Origin of the sequence: Aureimonas mangrovi, assembly GCF_014058705.1 — a bacterium.
Classification (GTDB): domain Bacteria; phylum Pseudomonadota; class Alphaproteobacteria; order Rhizobiales; family Rhizobiaceae; genus Aureimonas; species Aureimonas mangrovi.
In genome coordinates this window covers 1,566,405-1,580,572 of the sequence record NZ_CP059692.1, presented here as the reverse complement: position 1 = coordinate 1,580,572, position 14,168 = coordinate 1,566,405, and the positions used below count along the sequence as shown (strand labels likewise).

17 protein-coding genes are annotated in these 14,168 nt (G+C 65.4%); 4 read left to right on the top strand and 13 right to left on the bottom strand.

The genetic code is table 11. The annotated features are described in order from the left end of the window. Positions 1-3: 3 nt before the first annotated feature. Positions 4-612, bottom strand: coding sequence for a YqgE/AlgH family protein (locus H1343_RS07335; RefSeq protein WP_185985546.1), 609 nt, complete (start codon positions 610-612; stop codon positions 4-6). A 24-nt stretch (positions 613-636) separates the two neighbouring features. On the opposite strand from H1343_RS07335, the gene H1343_RS07330 reads away from it, so the two are divergent. Both H1343_RS07330 and H1343_RS07325 read left to right on the top strand, forming a co-directional pair. Continuing rightward, the gene (locus H1343_RS07330; RefSeq protein WP_185985231.1) at positions 637-1,467 is read left to right on the top strand and encodes a protein-disulfide reductase DsbD domain-containing protein; all 831 of its coding nucleotides are present in this window, start codon (positions 637-639) and stop codon (positions 1,465-1,467) included. 58 nt (positions 1,468-1,525) lie between these two features. Continuing rightward, complete coding sequence (locus H1343_RS07325; protein ID WP_185985230.1) at positions 1,526-2,011, top strand: peroxiredoxin; 486 nt, start codon at positions 1,526-1,528, stop codon at positions 2,009-2,011. A gap of 18 nt (positions 2,012-2,029) precedes the next feature. Here H1343_RS07325 and rnhA read toward each other — a convergent pair whose 3' ends face one another. The 11 genes from rnhA to coxB form a co-directional block, all read right to left on the bottom strand. Next, positions 2,030-2,500 (bottom strand): ribonuclease HI, encoded by a 471-nt coding sequence (gene rnhA / locus H1343_RS07320; protein WP_185985229.1) that lies wholly within the window; start codon positions 2,498-2,500, stop codon positions 2,030-2,032. Beyond that, positions 2,497-3,474: a homoserine kinase gene (locus H1343_RS07315; protein WP_185985228.1), complete on the bottom strand. Its 978-nt coding sequence runs from the start codon at positions 3,472-3,474 to the stop codon at positions 2,497-2,499. The genes rnhA and H1343_RS07315 overlap by 4 nt, the downstream gene beginning before the upstream one ends. After that, positions 3,474-4,499, bottom strand: a complete 1,026-nt coding sequence (gene ispH / locus H1343_RS07310) for a 4-hydroxy-3-methylbut-2-enyl diphosphate reductase (protein ID WP_185985227.1) — start codon at positions 4,497-4,499, stop codon at positions 3,474-3,476. Before ispH ends, H1343_RS07315 begins: the two co-directional genes overlap by 1 nt. Before the next feature lie 11 nt (positions 4,500-4,510). After that, on the bottom strand, positions 4,511-5,323 hold the full coding sequence (locus tag H1343_RS07305; protein WP_246333443.1) for an SURF1 family protein: 813 nt from the start codon (positions 5,321-5,323) through the stop codon (positions 4,511-4,513). Next, positions 5,310-5,702 (bottom strand): DUF983 domain-containing protein, encoded by a 393-nt coding sequence (locus H1343_RS07300; protein ID WP_185985226.1) that lies wholly within the window; start codon positions 5,700-5,702, stop codon positions 5,310-5,312. Before H1343_RS07300 ends, H1343_RS07305 begins: the two co-directional genes overlap by 14 nt. A gap of 81 nt (positions 5,703-5,783) precedes the next feature. Continuing rightward, a complete protein-coding gene (locus tag H1343_RS07295) occupies positions 5,784-6,662 on the bottom strand; it encodes a cytochrome c oxidase subunit 3 (RefSeq protein ID WP_185985225.1) in 879 nt (292 codons plus the stop codon). Between the two features lie 116 nt (positions 6,663-6,778). Further along, positions 6,779-7,405 (bottom strand): cytochrome c oxidase assembly protein, encoded by a 627-nt coding sequence (locus tag H1343_RS07290; protein ID WP_185985224.1) that lies wholly within the window; start codon positions 7,403-7,405, stop codon positions 6,779-6,781. Next, the gene (locus tag H1343_RS07285) at positions 7,402-7,542 is read right to left on the bottom strand and encodes a hypothetical protein (RefSeq protein WP_185985223.1); all 141 of its coding nucleotides are present in this window, start codon (positions 7,540-7,542) and stop codon (positions 7,402-7,404) included. The genes H1343_RS07290 and H1343_RS07285 overlap by 4 nt, the downstream gene beginning before the upstream one ends. Further along, a complete protein-coding gene (gene cyoE / locus H1343_RS07280) occupies positions 7,542-8,477 on the bottom strand; it encodes a heme o synthase (protein ID WP_425484641.1) in 936 nt (311 codons plus the stop codon). Before cyoE ends, H1343_RS07285 begins: the two co-directional genes overlap by 1 nt. A gap of 133 nt (positions 8,478-8,610) precedes the next feature. Then, positions 8,611-10,212, bottom strand: a complete 1,602-nt coding sequence (gene ctaD / locus H1343_RS07275; RefSeq protein WP_185985221.1) for a cytochrome c oxidase subunit I — start codon at positions 10,210-10,212, stop codon at positions 8,611-8,613. Between the two features lie 34 nt (positions 10,213-10,246). Then, complete coding sequence (gene coxB / locus H1343_RS07270) at positions 10,247-11,140, bottom strand: cytochrome c oxidase subunit II (RefSeq protein WP_185985544.1); 894 nt, start codon at positions 11,138-11,140, stop codon at positions 10,247-10,249. Positions 11,141-11,545: 405 nt separating this feature from the next. On the opposite strand from coxB, the gene H1343_RS07265 reads away from it, so the two are divergent. After that, a complete protein-coding gene (locus tag H1343_RS07265; RefSeq protein ID WP_185985220.1) occupies positions 11,546-12,058 on the top strand; it encodes an invasion associated locus B family protein in 513 nt (170 codons plus the stop codon). 64 nt (positions 12,059-12,122) lie between these two features. After that, a complete protein-coding gene (gene tldD / locus H1343_RS07260; protein WP_185985219.1) occupies positions 12,123-13,538 on the top strand; it encodes a metalloprotease TldD in 1,416 nt (471 codons plus the stop codon). A gap of 3 nt (positions 13,539-13,541) precedes the next feature. Here tldD and pdxH read toward each other — a convergent pair whose 3' ends face one another. Beyond that, a complete protein-coding gene (gene pdxH, locus H1343_RS07255; protein ID WP_185985218.1) occupies positions 13,542-14,156 on the bottom strand; it encodes a pyridoxamine 5'-phosphate oxidase in 615 nt (204 codons plus the stop codon). Positions 14,157-14,168 lie beyond the last annotated feature (12 nt).

Genomic DNA, 14,168 nt, shown 5'->3' with positions numbered 1-14,168 from the left:
ATCTCAGGCGTGTCCGGCTTCGCTCGCAAGGAAGGCCGGATCGACACCGAGGATCGCGAGAGCGCGGGCATATTTGGCGTCGAGTTCGCGGTCGAAGACGATGTCGAAATTGGCAGGGCATGTGAGCCAGCCATTCGCCGCGATTTCGGTCTCGAGCTGGCCGGCGCTCCAGCCGGCATAGCCGAGCACCATGATGGCCGAGTCGGGGCCGATGCCCCTCGAGATTGACTTCAGAATATCAAGGGTCGGGGTGAGCGCGATGCGCCCATCCACCTGAACGGTCGATTCCGAGTCATAGTCGTCGGAGTGCAGGACGAACCCGCGACCTCGCTCCACCGGCCCGCCCTGACAGACCGAAATCTCCATCCCCTTCTCCGGCAGACGGATCTCCTCGGAGCTGGAGACGATGTCGAGCTGGCGCAGGAGATCGGGAAAGGTCAGGTCCTGCGCCTTGTTGATGATGAAACCCATGGCGCCCGACGCGGAATGGGCACAGATGTAGACGACGCTGCGCGAGAAGCGCTCGTCTTCCATGCCGGGCATGGCAATGAGAAAGTGCCCCTCGAGAGAAGCGGTGCCATCGGTGCGGTTCTTGAGCGTGTCGACGTCCATGCCCACAAAGATAGACGAGGTCTCTTGGCTTTTCATCCTCTACACCTCGGCGAGAGCTCTTTGCGAGCATTGCGGCGCAATCACGCCTGCGTGCTCGGCCGCACGCTCCTTGCGGCGGTGACTCTGCTCGCGGGCATTCCGCCCGCCTCCGCTCAGTTTCAGGACATTTATCGCACCGAAGGCGCGACCATTCGCCTCCTTTCGGAGCCCCCTAACGAGAATGGCGCGATCCGCGCGGCGCTTGCGATCGACCTCGAGCCCGGCTGGAAGACCTATTGGCGCGATCCGGGCGAAAGCGGTCTTGCCCCCGTTCTCGATATTTCGGCCAGCCAGGGCGTCAGCGGGCTCACAGTCGATTTTCCTGCGCCGTCGCGCTTCCGCGAGGGCGACAACGTCTCCAACGGCTACGACCAACCCGTCGTCATTGCGCTCAGCGCACACGCCGATGCGACCGTCCCTCGCCTTGTCCTGCGCGCGACCCTCGGCCTCTGCCGCGAGATCTGCGTGCCGGTTTCAGTCGACCTGTCGCGCGATCTCGGTCTCATGCCCGACCTTGCCGATGCGAACGCCATCGACAGGGCGTTTCTATCGCGCCCGGCCCATGCGGACGCGCCCCTCGACGCGCATTTCGACGAGGACGGATCCCATCTGGTGATCGATGGCGCGCAAGGCTCCGATTTCTTCGTCGCCGGCCCCGCCGGCTGGGGCTTCGGGCCGGCCCGAATAGAGGACGGGGCGTGGCGTGTGCCCGTCCTTGCAAGCCCCTTGACCGGTGACGACGACGCCTTCGAGGCCGTCAGCACGCGCGATGACGCGGCAACGGCCACCCGCTTCGATTTGCGCCTTCGCCCGTGATATGGAGAAACGGCAAACTGAAACCCGCCGCCCGCGGCGAACAGCGAAGATCGGACAAATGAGCATCAAACCCGGCGACCGCCTGCCCTCCGCCACCTTCCGCACCCCCGGCGAGGATGGCCCCGTCAACCTCACGAGCGACGAGATCTTTTCGGGCAAACGCGTTGTCCTCGTCGCCGTGCCTGGCGCTTTCACGCCGACCTGCTCGATGAACCATCTTCCCGGCTTCATCGACCTCAACGATGAGATTCGAGCAAAGGGCGTCGACACGATCGCGGTCGTCTCGGTGAACGACGTCTTTGTGATGGATGCTTGGAAGAAGGCGACCGGCGCGGACGATCGTATTCTGTTCCTCGCCGACGGCAATGCCGAGTTCACGCGGGCGATCGGCCTCGACGCGGACCTTTCGGTCGCCGGTTTCGGCCCGCGCTCGCGGCGCTATTCCATGCTCGTGGAAGACGGCGTCGTGAAGCTGCTCAACATCGAGGAAGCACCGGGCCAGGCCGACAAGTCCTCCGCGCAGACGATCCTCGGCCAGCTCTGACGCGAAAGTTTCCCGCGCTCAGGCGGCCGGCATCGGCTTTCGGTTGGCCTTGAAGGGCGCCATGCCCTCGCGCGCCAGTTCGTCGGCGCGCTCGTTCATGTCGTGCCCGGCGTGGCCCTTCACCCAGTGGAAGGTCACCTCGTGGCGACCGCGCTCCTCGTCGAGGCGCTGCCAGAGCTCGGAGTTCTTCACCGGCTTGCGGTCGGCCGTGCGCCAGCCGTTACGCTTCCAGCCGTGGATCCATTTGGTTATGCCGTTGCGCACATATTGCGAATCGGTGTGCAGATCGACGGCGCAGGGGCGCTTGAGTGCCGACAGGGACTCGATCGCCGCCAGAAGCTCCATCCGGTTGTTGGTCGTCATCGCCTCGCCGCCGGACATCTCGCGTCGCGTCTCGCCGTGAACGAGGATCGCGCCCCAGCCGCCCGGCCCGGGATTGCCGGAACAGGCGCCGTCCGTGAAGATCTCCACCCGCGTCTTGTCGTTCATCGCAGCGCCTCGGTGACGAGTCCGAACTCGCGGACATCGCGGACCTGCCGCATGAAGCGCGACTTGCGCAGATATTCGCGCGGGTCCTTCTTGGTGACGAAGGACGTATCGGGAATGTGGATCCAGTCGTAGAGGCGCGTCAGGAAGAAGCGCATCGCCGCGCCTCGCGCCAGCATCGGCAGGGCGTCGAGTTCGTCGCCGCCGAGCGGCCGTACCGCGCGATAGCCCTCGATCATCGCGCGCGCCTTGGTCACGTTGAACGCCCCGTCCGCCTCGAAGCACCAGGCACAGAGGCAGATGGCGAGATCGTAGGCGAGGATGTCGTTGCAGGCGAAGTAGAAGTCGATCAGCCCCGAGAGCTCGCCGCCGAGGAAAAAGACGTTGTCGGGGAAGAGGTCTGCGTGGATCACGCCGGCAGGCAGGGCGCGCGGCCAGCCGGCCTCGAGCGCGGCCAGTTCCGCCTCGACCTCATCGGCCAATCCCGGCTCGATCTCGTCGGTGCGCGGACCACAGCCGGCGAAGAGCGGGCGCCATGCGCCAAGTGACAGAGCGTTCTCGCGCCGCATCGCAAAGTCCTGCCCTGCCAGATGCATCGCGGCCATCGCACCACCGACGCCGCGGCAGTGTTCGGCCGTCGGCCTGCGCGTCCACATGCCTTCGAGGAAGGTGAAGAGCGCAGCGGGGCGGCCCGCGAGTTCGCCCAGCGTCTCGCCCTCTCGCGGCTCGACCGGCAGCGGACAGGAGAGGCCCGCCGCCGCCAGATGCCGCATCAGGCCGACGAAGAACGGCAGGTCTCCGCGATCGACGCGCTTCTCGTAGAGCGTCAGGATGAAGGTGCCCCCCTCCGCCCGCAGGAGGAAGTTGGAGTTCTCCACCCCCTCCGCGATCCCTTTGTAGGAAAGAAGGCGCCCGAGATCGTAGCGCGACAGAAACGCTGCGACCTCCGGCTCGCTCACATCGGTATAGACTGCCATCAGGCTGCGTTGCCGTTCACGAAGGCCATGTCGGCCGGCAGGAGCGGCGTGTCGCGCAGCGAACGCATGACGGGGAAGTTCTCGTTCTCGATCGCCGTCTGCACGATCTCGATCCGCACCTCGAAGCGCTCACGCAGGGCCGCCAATATCTCGTCCGTGAGGATCTCGGGGGCCGAGGCACCGGCCGACATGCCGAGCGTTCGGGTTTCTTCCAGAAGCTCCCAAGGCAGTTCCTGCGCACCCTGTACGAGCCGCCCCACCCGAGAACCTGCGCGCTCGGCGACCTCGACGAGCCGCTTGGAGTTGGACGAGTTGGGCGCGCCGACGATGAGGAAGAGATCGGTTCCGGGCGCTGAGGCCTTCACTGCGTCCTGCCGATTGGTCGTCGCATAGCAGATCGATTCGGATGACGGCGCATTGAGGAGCGGGAACTTCGCCTCCAGCGCGGCCAGGATACCGGCGGTGTCGTCGACCGAGAGCGTCGTCTGCGTCACGAAGCCGAGCCCGGCGGGGTCGACCGGATCGAAAGCGGCGACGTCTTCTTCCGTCTCGATCAGCGTGACCGTGCCTTCGGGCAGTTGGCCCATCGTGCCAATGACCTCGGGATGGCCCGCATGGCCAATGAGGAGCACGTGACGGCCGAGCCGCATGTGACGCATCGCCTGCTTGTGGACCTTCGAGACCAGCGGACAGGTCGCGTCGAGATACAGCATCTCGCGCCGATCTGCCTCGGCCGGCACGGATTTCGGCACGCCATGCGCCGAGAAGACGACGGGCCGCCCGTCATCGGGAATATCGGTCAACTCGCGCACGAACACTGCGCCCATGTCGCGCAGTCCCTCGACGACGTATTTGTTGTGCACGATCTCATGGCGCACATAGACCGGCGCGCCGTATTTCTTCAGCGCAAGCACGACGATCTGGATCGCCCGGTCGACGCCTGCGCAGAAGCCGCGCGGCTCGCACAGACGCACGGTGAGGTTCGGCTTGACGAGGACGCTGTCCAAGATCGGCTCCTGTGGCATGGCGCCCGCAATCAACGGACGGGGCCGCCGCGTGTCAAGGCGCGGCGTCGCCGCCATTGCGTCACGACGAGGATCACCAGCATCCCGGCCATGAGGAAGGCGAGCGAGAACCAGGTGATCGCGTATTGCAGATGGTTGTTGGGGATGTCGATCACGGTGACGCCCCCGATCGGATAGCCGCCTTCGGCAGCCCCCGGCCCGGCATCGACGATCAGCGGCAGGACACGCGCTCCGGACTCCAGATCAAGGCCTTGCGCCATTTCGTCGATGTTCTTCCAGAAGAAGACGCCCTGCGCGGGATCGTTGTCCGGCACCATGCCGCCCGGCTTCTCGTCCTGCGCGTTGCGCGCGAGACCGGTGATCTCCACCTCGCGCTCGGCCTGGCCGAGGGGACGAGTCGCGGGATCCTTCAGGGCATAGGGAACGAAGCCTCGGTTGACGAAGACAACATCGCCGGCGCCCGTGAGCGCCAGCGGAGTATAGACGTGCCAGCCGGCCTCCCCGTCATGTGTCGAAAGAAAGTAGCGCTCGCCATCGTGGAGGAAGCGGCCCCGCACCGTGACGGGAATGTACTCGATGTCCTCGCCGGCTTCGGCAAGGCGCGCGATCTCCGCGACGGGACGTGGCTCGGCATGGATGCGCGCATCGATCGTGCGCACGATCCCCTCCTTCCACGTCAGGCGCTCCACCTGCCAGGCACCGAGATTGAGAAGAATTGCTATTCCCGCAAGGCAGAGCACCACCGCGCTCCAGTAGCGCGCCCGCGACATCGGCGCCGCGTTCTCGATCGACTCGCCAGCCGTCACGACGTCAGACCTCGTCACGATCAACCAACCGACCTTCGGCCGCCCTGTTGCGGTACTGCAGCCCGACCATCAGCCCCTTGCACAGCCGAAGGAGCGGCAGCGTGAGAATGGCTGCGAGAAGTGGCCACAGGACGATGTGAACCCAGACTGACGGCGAATGTGCGACCTCGACATAGAGAGCCAGCCCGACGATCACAAAGCCGACGATCGACATGACGAAGAAGGCGGGACCGTCCGCCGAATCGAACGGGCCGAAATCGAGCCCGCAATCTTCGCACGCCGGCTCGAGGCTGAGGACACCAGCAAACAGCCGGCCCTGCCCGCATCGCGGGCAACGGCCTTTCAGCCCAGCCATGGCGGCTTCGGCTTCGGCGCGGTGCGATGGATCATCGGTCATGAAGCTACTCGGCAAACGAAAGGGGCGACCGGAACACCGGCCGCCCCGCAAAGGCTCATATGGTGCCGGGCCCTGCGCCCGTCAGCCCCCGTAGATCGGAGCGCCCCAGCTTCCCCACACGTAGATGGCGAAGAAGAGGAACAGCCACACGACGTCGACGAAGTGCCAGTACCAGGCTGCCGCCTCGAAGCCGAAGTGCTTCTGCGGCGTGAACTGGCCGGCGCTCGCACGCAGGAGGCAGACAAACAGGAAGATGATGCCGACGATGACGTGAAAGCCGTGGAAACCGGTCGCCATGTAGAACGTCGAACCGTAGATCGAGCCCGCGAACTCGAACGGCGCGTGAGCATACTCGACATACTGGACGAAAGAGAAGATCACGCCGAGGACGACAGTGAGCGCGAGGCCCGTGACCATCGACTTGCGGTCGTTCTCCAGAAGCGCGTGGTGAGCCCACGTCACGGTCGTGCCGGAGAGCAGCAGCGTCACGGTGTTGAAGAGCGGCAGATGGAGCGGGTCGAGAACCTCGATGCCGGCGGGCGGCCATTGGCCACCGAGCGCCTGCGTGCGGGCCACCTGATGTGCCTCGCCCGGAAAGAGGCTTGCGTCGAAGAAGGCCCAGAACCACGCGACGAAGAACATCACCTCCGAGGCAATGAACATGATCATGCCGTAGCGCAGGTGTAGCGAGACAACGGGTGTGTGCGCGCCCGCCTGGCTCTCTCGGATCGTGTCCGACCACCATGCGAACATCGTGTAAAGAACGATGGCGAGGCCGATGAAGAAGATCCACGGCGTCGCCCAGTTAACGCCGATGAAGTTGAACGGCGCATCGTTCAGCCAGCGGAACAGCGCAACCGAGCCGACCATCAGGATGAAGGCGCCAAGCGAGGCGAGCGCGGGCCACGGGCTCGGCTCGACGAGATGATAGTCGTGATGTTTCGCGTGCGTGTCAGCCATGCCCTGCCCCGTTCCTCCGGTCCCATCGCTCATAGCGCGTTGCCGGATCGATTCCAATCTGTGGCGGGCGCCCGCGCGCCCCGTGCGCCCGAAGGCGCATCCTCCTCAAACGCCGGTCAGAGGCTGTCCGCCTCACCGTCTTGCGGAGCGCCCTTCGCGCTCGCCACCGGAGCGGAGCCGCCGGAGACGGGGAAGAACGTATAGGAGAGCGTGATGGTCGGCGCGTTCTTCAGCTCTTCCTTCTCCAGCATCGCCGGGTCGACGAAGAAGACGATCGGCATGTCGACCTCCTCGCCAGGCTGCAACGTCTGCTCGTCGAAGCAAAAGCAGTAGAGCTTGTTGAAGTACGCGCCGGCCGAAAGCGGCGTGACGTTGAACGTCGCCATCGCCTTCACCGGGTGGTTCGCATCGTTGCGTACGCGATAAGCCGTCTGGCGTGTCTCGCCAAGCTTCACACGCACCTGCCGCTCGGTCGGCCTGAAGGTCCAGGGAACGCCCGGCGAGGCGTTCGAATCGAACCGGACATTGATTTCGCGGTCGCTCACCGTCGCGGCGTTGGCCTCGGCGCGCTGGGTCGTCCCGCCGTAGCCCGTCACCTGGCAGAACAGCTCGTACAGCGGCACGGACGCATACGCTGCGCCCAGCATGCCAAGCGAGAAAGCGAAGCAGCCGACGGCGATCCGCCTTGCGCGCTTCGGATCGAATGGCTTCGCAGCCTCGGCGGGACGCTCGCGATCGGTCATGACGCTCCCATCCTGAAGATCGTGACGACGTAGAAGATAACGATCAGCGCGGCGAGGACCAGCGCGATGGCGACCGAACGTCGGCGCTGCGCTTTGCGCTCGGCCTCGGTAAGGCGGATGGGCTCGTCGTTTTCCATCAGGCCGCCCCGAACGCGAGCTTGCCGACGACACCCTCGCCTAGAAGCAGAACGAACAGCGCGAAGAGGTAGAGGATGGAGAAGGCAAAAAGCTTCTTGGCGGGCACCATAGCGGCGTCCTCGTCGCTCATGCGCAGGACCCGAAAGCCATGCCACAGGAACACGGCACCCAGAAGCGCGGACGCAATGCCGTACACCGGGCTGGCATAGCCGAGGACGAAGGGAAGGACACCGACCGGTGCGAGGACCAGGCTATAGGCGAAGATGTGCCGGCGCGTGGAAGCCGTGCCCGCCACGTTCGGCAGCATCGGGATGCCCGCGGCGCCGTAGTCCTTCATCTTGAAGAGCGACAGCGCCCAGAAGTGGGGCGGCGTCCACAGGAAGATGATAAGGAACAGGACGAAGGACTCGAAGCTGACACCGCCCGTCACCGCGGCCCAGCCGATCATCGGCGGAAAGGAGCCGGCCGCACCGCCGATGACGATGTTCTGCGCCGTCGAGCGCTTGAGACCCATCGTGTAGATCACGGCGTAGAAGAAGATGGTGAAGGCAAGGAAGGCGCCCGCGAACCAGTTCGAGGCTAGGCCGAGCAGGATCACCGAGAGGACGGAGAGCGAGAGGCCGAAAGCGAGCGCGCCGCCCGGAGTGATCTTGCCCAAAGGGACGGGCCGCTTGGCGGTACGCGCCATCAGTACGTCGATGTCGGCATCATACCACATGTTCAGCGCGCCGGAGGCGCCGGCTCCGACAGCGATCGCGAGGATGGAGATGATGGCGAGGAACGGGTTCATCGAGCCCGGAGCGAGCACGAAACCGGTGACAGCCGTCAACACCACGAGCGACATCACGCGCGGCTTGAGGAGGCTTAGATAGTCTCCCGGTTCGGCGAGGCTGATGCCGGCACGCGCCATGGCGGGGCTGGTTGTCACGCTCAAATCCTTCGACCTCATACTCTGCCGATCATGCTCCGAAGGCAATCCGGCACCGGCCCTTCATCCGGGGCCGGGAAACGGAGCGGACCGGCCGGTTGTGCCGGCCGGTCCGCATGACGGTTGTCCGTGCGCCGCCTCAGCGGATGCGCGGCAGTTCCTCCCACTGGTGGAATGGCGGCGGCGAGGAGAGCTTCCACTCCAGCGTCGTCGCACCGACGTCCCAAGGATTGTCGCCGGCGACGCGCTTCTTCGCGAAGGCCTCGAAGACGCCGTAGATGAAGATCAGCACCGCGAAGCCCGATAGGTAGGACCCCATCGAGGACACGTAGTTCCACCCCGCGAAAGCCTCCGGATAATCGACATAGCGGCGGGGCATTCCGGCCGCGCCCAGGAAGTGCTGCGGGAAGAAGACGATGTTGACCGAAATGAAGGTCAGCCAGAAGTGAATCTTGCCGATCGTCTCGTTGTACATGTAGCCGCTCATCTTCGGGAACCAGTAGTACCAGCCCGCGAAGATGCCGAATACCGCGCCGAGGGACAGCACGTAGTGGAAGTGTGCGACCACGTAGTAGGTGTCGTGGAGAACGCGATCCATGCCGGCATTGGCGAGCTTGACGCCCGTGACGCCGCCGACGGTGAACAGGAAGATGAAGCCGATCGACCAGAGCATCGGCGTGGTGAAGCGCAGTGACCCACCCCACATCGTCGCGATCCAGGAGAAGATCTTGATGCCGGTCGGCACCGCGATCACCATCGTGGCGAAGACGAAGTAGCGCTGCGTGTTGAGCGAGATGCCGGTCGTATACATGTGGTGCGCCCACACGACGAAGCCGACGACGCCGATCGCCACCATTGCGTAGGCCATGCCGAGATAGCCGAAAACCGGCTTCTTGGAGAAAGTCGCGATGATGTGACTGATGATGCCGAAGGCCGGCAGGATCATGATGTAGACTTCGGGGTGGCCGAAGAACCAGAACAGGTGCTGGTAGAGGATCGGGTCGCCACCGCCCTCGGGCGCGAAGAACGTCGTGCCGAAGTTCCGATCCGTCAGGATCATCGTGATCGCGCCCGCGAGCACCGGCAGCGAGAGCAGCAGCAGGAATGCGGTGACGAGCTGCGACCAGACGAAGAGCGGCATCTTGTGCAGCGTCATGCCCGGCGCCCGCATGTTGAGGATCGTCGTGATCAGGTTGATCGCGCCGAGGATCGACGAGGCGCCCGCGATGTGCAGCGAGAAGATCGCAAGATCCACCGCCGGGCCCGGATGGCCGGCCGTCGACAGCGGCGGATAGAGCGTCCAGCCGGTGCCCGCGCCCCACGAACCGGGCGCACCCTCTACGAAGAGCGACATGATGAGCAGCAGCAGCGCAGGCGGCAACAGCCAGAAGGCGATGTTGTTCACGCGTGGGAACGCGGTGTCCGGGGCGCCGATCATGATCGGAACGAAATAGTTTCCGAAGCCGCCGATCAGCGCGGGCATCACCATGAAGAAAACCATGATGAGACCGTGCGCCGTCACGAAGACGTTGAAGACCTGCGGATCACCGAAGATCTGCATCCCCGGCTCCTGGAGCTCCATACGCATCGCGATCGACAGGGCACCGCCGATGATGCCCGAGACGATCGCGAAGATCAGGTACAGGATACCGATGTCTTTGTTGTTCGTGGAATAGACCCAGCGCACCCAGCCGGTCGGCTGGTGGTGTGCGTGGGCTTCGTGGTCGGCGGCGTGAGCCATCTCGCTCTCCGTTGGACGGATATTCTAAAAAGGTTCAGCGCGCTGCGACGACTTCGCCCGCGGCTTCGATCTCGGCGTTGAGCTGTTCGTTCGCCGCCTCGACACCGCCAGCGGCGGCCGCCAGCCAGTTGTCGAACTGCTCCTGGCTCACAACCCTGACGGCGATCGGCATGAAGGCGTGGTCGCGCCCGCAAAGCTCGGAGCACTGGCCGTAGAAGATCCCTTCGCGGTTGGCCTCGAACCAGTACTCGTTGATCCGGCCGGGGATCGAATCCACCTTCACGCCGAGCGAGGGCAGCGCGAAGGAGTGGATCACGTCACCCGCCGTGGTCAGAAGGCGCACCACCGTGTTCACCGGCACGACCATCTCGTTGTCGACGGCGAGGAGGTGCGGGTAGAGGTTGGTGTCCTGCTTGGCAGCACCCTCACGGTCGGCATCGTTCAGCATATACGAGAGGAACGACACCGGCTCCGCGGCCGCGCCCGCCTCTTCCGCCGCACCACCCTCGGCGGCGGCGTCCGTCTCGGCCGGCTGATACTCGTAACCCCAGTACCACTGGTAACCCGTCGCCTTCACGGTCAGTTCGGGCTCTCGCGGGGGATTGTACTGCGCGGTCAGGAGCTGGAAGGACGGAATGGCCAGCGCCAGGAGGATCAGCACCGGCGCGAGCGTCCAGACCACCTCGATCGTCGTGTTGTGGCTGGTGCGCGAGGGCGTCGGGTTGGCCTTCTCGCGGTAGCGGATGATGCACCAGGCCAGCAGCAGCGCGACGAAGATGGTGATCGGGATGATGAACCAGAGCGTGTAGTTCGAGAACCAGTCGATCTGGGCCTTCATGCCGCCCATTGGCTCCTGCAGCCCGAGCTGCCAGGGATGCGGCTGGCCCGGCAACAGGTCCGTGCTCTCCTGCGCGCTGGCGCCGGGCATCGATGCCAGAAGCGTCGGAGCCAGAAGCGTCGCGGCTGCGAGGATCGGTCTTTTCACGAATGCTCTCCCCGTGAGGATCATCTTGCCAGTGGCGACGAACGCCCCCGTCCGTCCGAAGCGGACGCTCGCAAGAGCCGTCCGCGTTTAGAATGCCGCCAATGTACGTTCGGCCGCTTCAACCACGAAACCCGCCCGTTCGCAACATGATGAGCGCGCTCGCCTCCCGTCCTTCGCGCGCTGTGCGGACCCTTCCGTCATACGCCGCGCGCCTCTCGCGCGGAAGCGCGAAACGATGACGCACGAACATGAACGGAGCGGGTCCGATATGAACAGCGCTGGCGCGGTAACGATTTGTTTGCCATGCCGCCGGAAGATCGCCACGATCGTGTTACGGATTCGCCTGCCATGAGACTGCCCCTTCTCCACCTTGCGGCCCTCGCCGCTCTCGGCGCCGCCGGCACCCTCCCCGCTCACGCGCAATCGGCGCTGACCGGCGAGGTGCGCTCCCAGCATGGCGCCTGGTCCGTCGTCTGCGACGAGCCCGCCGGCGCCTCCGGCGAACAGTGCGCGCTTCTGCAGAACGTTGTTGCGGAAGACAGGCCGGAGGTGGGGCTGTCCGTGCTCGCCCTGAAGACGGCGGACGGCCAGGCGCAGATCCTGCGCGTCCTCGCCCCGCTCGGCATTCTCCTGCCCAACGGCCTCGGTCTGTATGTCGACGGCACGGACATCGGCCGGGCGCAGTTCGTGCGCTGCTTCGAGGACGGTTGCTACGCCGAGGTCATTCTGGAGGACGGGCTGCGGCAGACCTTGTCCGACGGCGACTCGGCGACCTTCATCGTTTTCCAGACGCCTGAGCAGGGCATCGGCATCCCGGTCGATCTCGACGGCTTCGCGGACGGGTTCGCCGCGCTTCCGTAAGTGACAAGCGCGGCTCGCGTGCCTATCTCGTCGCTGACATTTCGACGATAAGGACACGCGCGACATGGCCGGCTCGCTCATCGAACGCTTCGACGTCTCCCAGGCGGCGGTGGAGCGCATCCTCGGCGATGCGCTGGCTGGCGCCGATGACGGGGAGCTCTTCATCGAGTATCGCGAGCAGGAATCGCTCGTCTTCGATAATGGCCGCCTGAAGGCCGGGAATTTCTCCACTGATTCGGGCTTCGGCCTGCGCGCCGTCGCCGGCGAAGCCGTCGGTTACGCCCATTCCGGCGAGATGAGCCAAGCAGCCCTTGCCCGCGCCGCCGACGCCGTCTCGGCCGTGCGCACCGGGCGTTCGGGCGTCCTCGCACCCGCGCCGGCCGGCACCAACCATCGCCTCTACGGCGACGAAAACCCCATCCCCTCCCCCTCGTTCGAGGAGAAGGTCAGGCTTTTGCAGTCGATCGACAGCTACCTGCGCGGCGCCGACGAAGCGGTACGGCAGGTGACCGTCTCGATCGCGGCCCAATGGCAGGTGGCCGAGATCCTGCGGGCCGATGGCCGCCTCGTTCGCGACGTGCGCCCGCTCATGCGCCTCAACGTGTCCGTCGTCGCCGGCGAGGGAGACCGGCAGGAGACCGGCACGCACGGCATCGGCGGGCGTCGCGGCTTCGGCGAGTTCATGGCGGAAGCGAATTGGCGCACTGTCGCCGACGAGGCGTTGCGGCAGGCTAAGGTGAACCTGCGCGCGGTGCCCGCACCCGCAGGCGCGTTCGACATCGTTCTCGGTGCCGGCTGGCCCGGTGTCATGCTGCACGAGGCCGTCGGCCACGGCCTAGAGGGCGATTTCAACCGTAAGAAGACATCCGCCTTCGCGGGGCTGATGAATCAGCAGGTGGCAGCCCGCGGCGTAACGGTCGTCGACGACGGAACCATCTCCGAACGCAGAGGCTCGCTCAGCGTCGACGACGAGGGCACGCCGACCAACCGCACCGTGCTGATCGAGGACGGCAAGCTCGTCGGCTACATGCAGGATCGGCAGAACGCCCGGCTCATGGGCATGGCGCCGACCGGCAACGGCCGCCGCGAATCCTACGCGCATGTCCCGATGCCGCGCATGACCAACACGATGATGCTGGCCGGTGACAAGACGCCCGAGGAAATCATCGCCTCGGTGAAGGACGGGCTCTATGCCGTGTCCTTCGGCGGGGGGCAGGTCGACATCACCAGCGGCAAGTTCGTTTTCGCCTGCACCGAGGCCTATCGCATCCGCAACGGCATCGTCTCGGAGCCGGTGAAAGGCGCCATGCTCATCGGCAACGGGCCGGACGCGATGCATCGCGTCTCGATGATCGGCAACGACCTTGCACTCGACACCGGCATCGGAACCTGCGGCAAGGCTGGCCAGGGCGTGCCGGTCGGCGTTGGCCAGCCGCATCTGCGCATGGACGCGATCACCGTCGGCGGCACGCAGACCTGACGCTCACGGATAGAGCCGCTGCACCTTCCAGGGCTGCGCCGCCTCGCCGCGCGTAAAGCGGAAACGGTCGTGCAGTCGGTGCGCGCCGTCCTGCCAGAACTCGATCTCGCTCGGCACGATGCGAAATCCCGACCAGTGCGGCGGGCGCGGAATCGCATCGTCGTCGGGGTACAGCGTCTGTATTTCGGCAAGCCTTCCCTCCAGCGTCTGGCGCGAATCGAGCGGCCGCGATTGCTGCGAGGCCCAGGCCCCTCGGCGGCTCGCCGGATGGCGGGAGGCGAAATAGGCGTCGGCCTCCGCCGGCGTCACCTGTTCGACGGGCCCGCGCGCGCGCACCTGCCGGCGCAGCGACTTCCAATGCAGGCACAACGCGACCTTGCCGCTTGCGAGGATCTCGGCACCCTTCACGCTCTCGAAATTGGTGTAGAAGACGAAGCCCCGCGCATCGTGTCCCTTCAGAAGCACCATGCGCACATCTGGCAGGCCGCTCGGATCGACCGTCGCGAGCGCCATCGCGTTGGGGTCATTCGGCTCCGACGCCTCGGCCTCGGCGAGCCAGCCCGCAAAGAACGCCATCGGTTCGTCGGTTTCATCCAATTTTAGCGATTGCCCGGCCATTTTCGTCTTTCC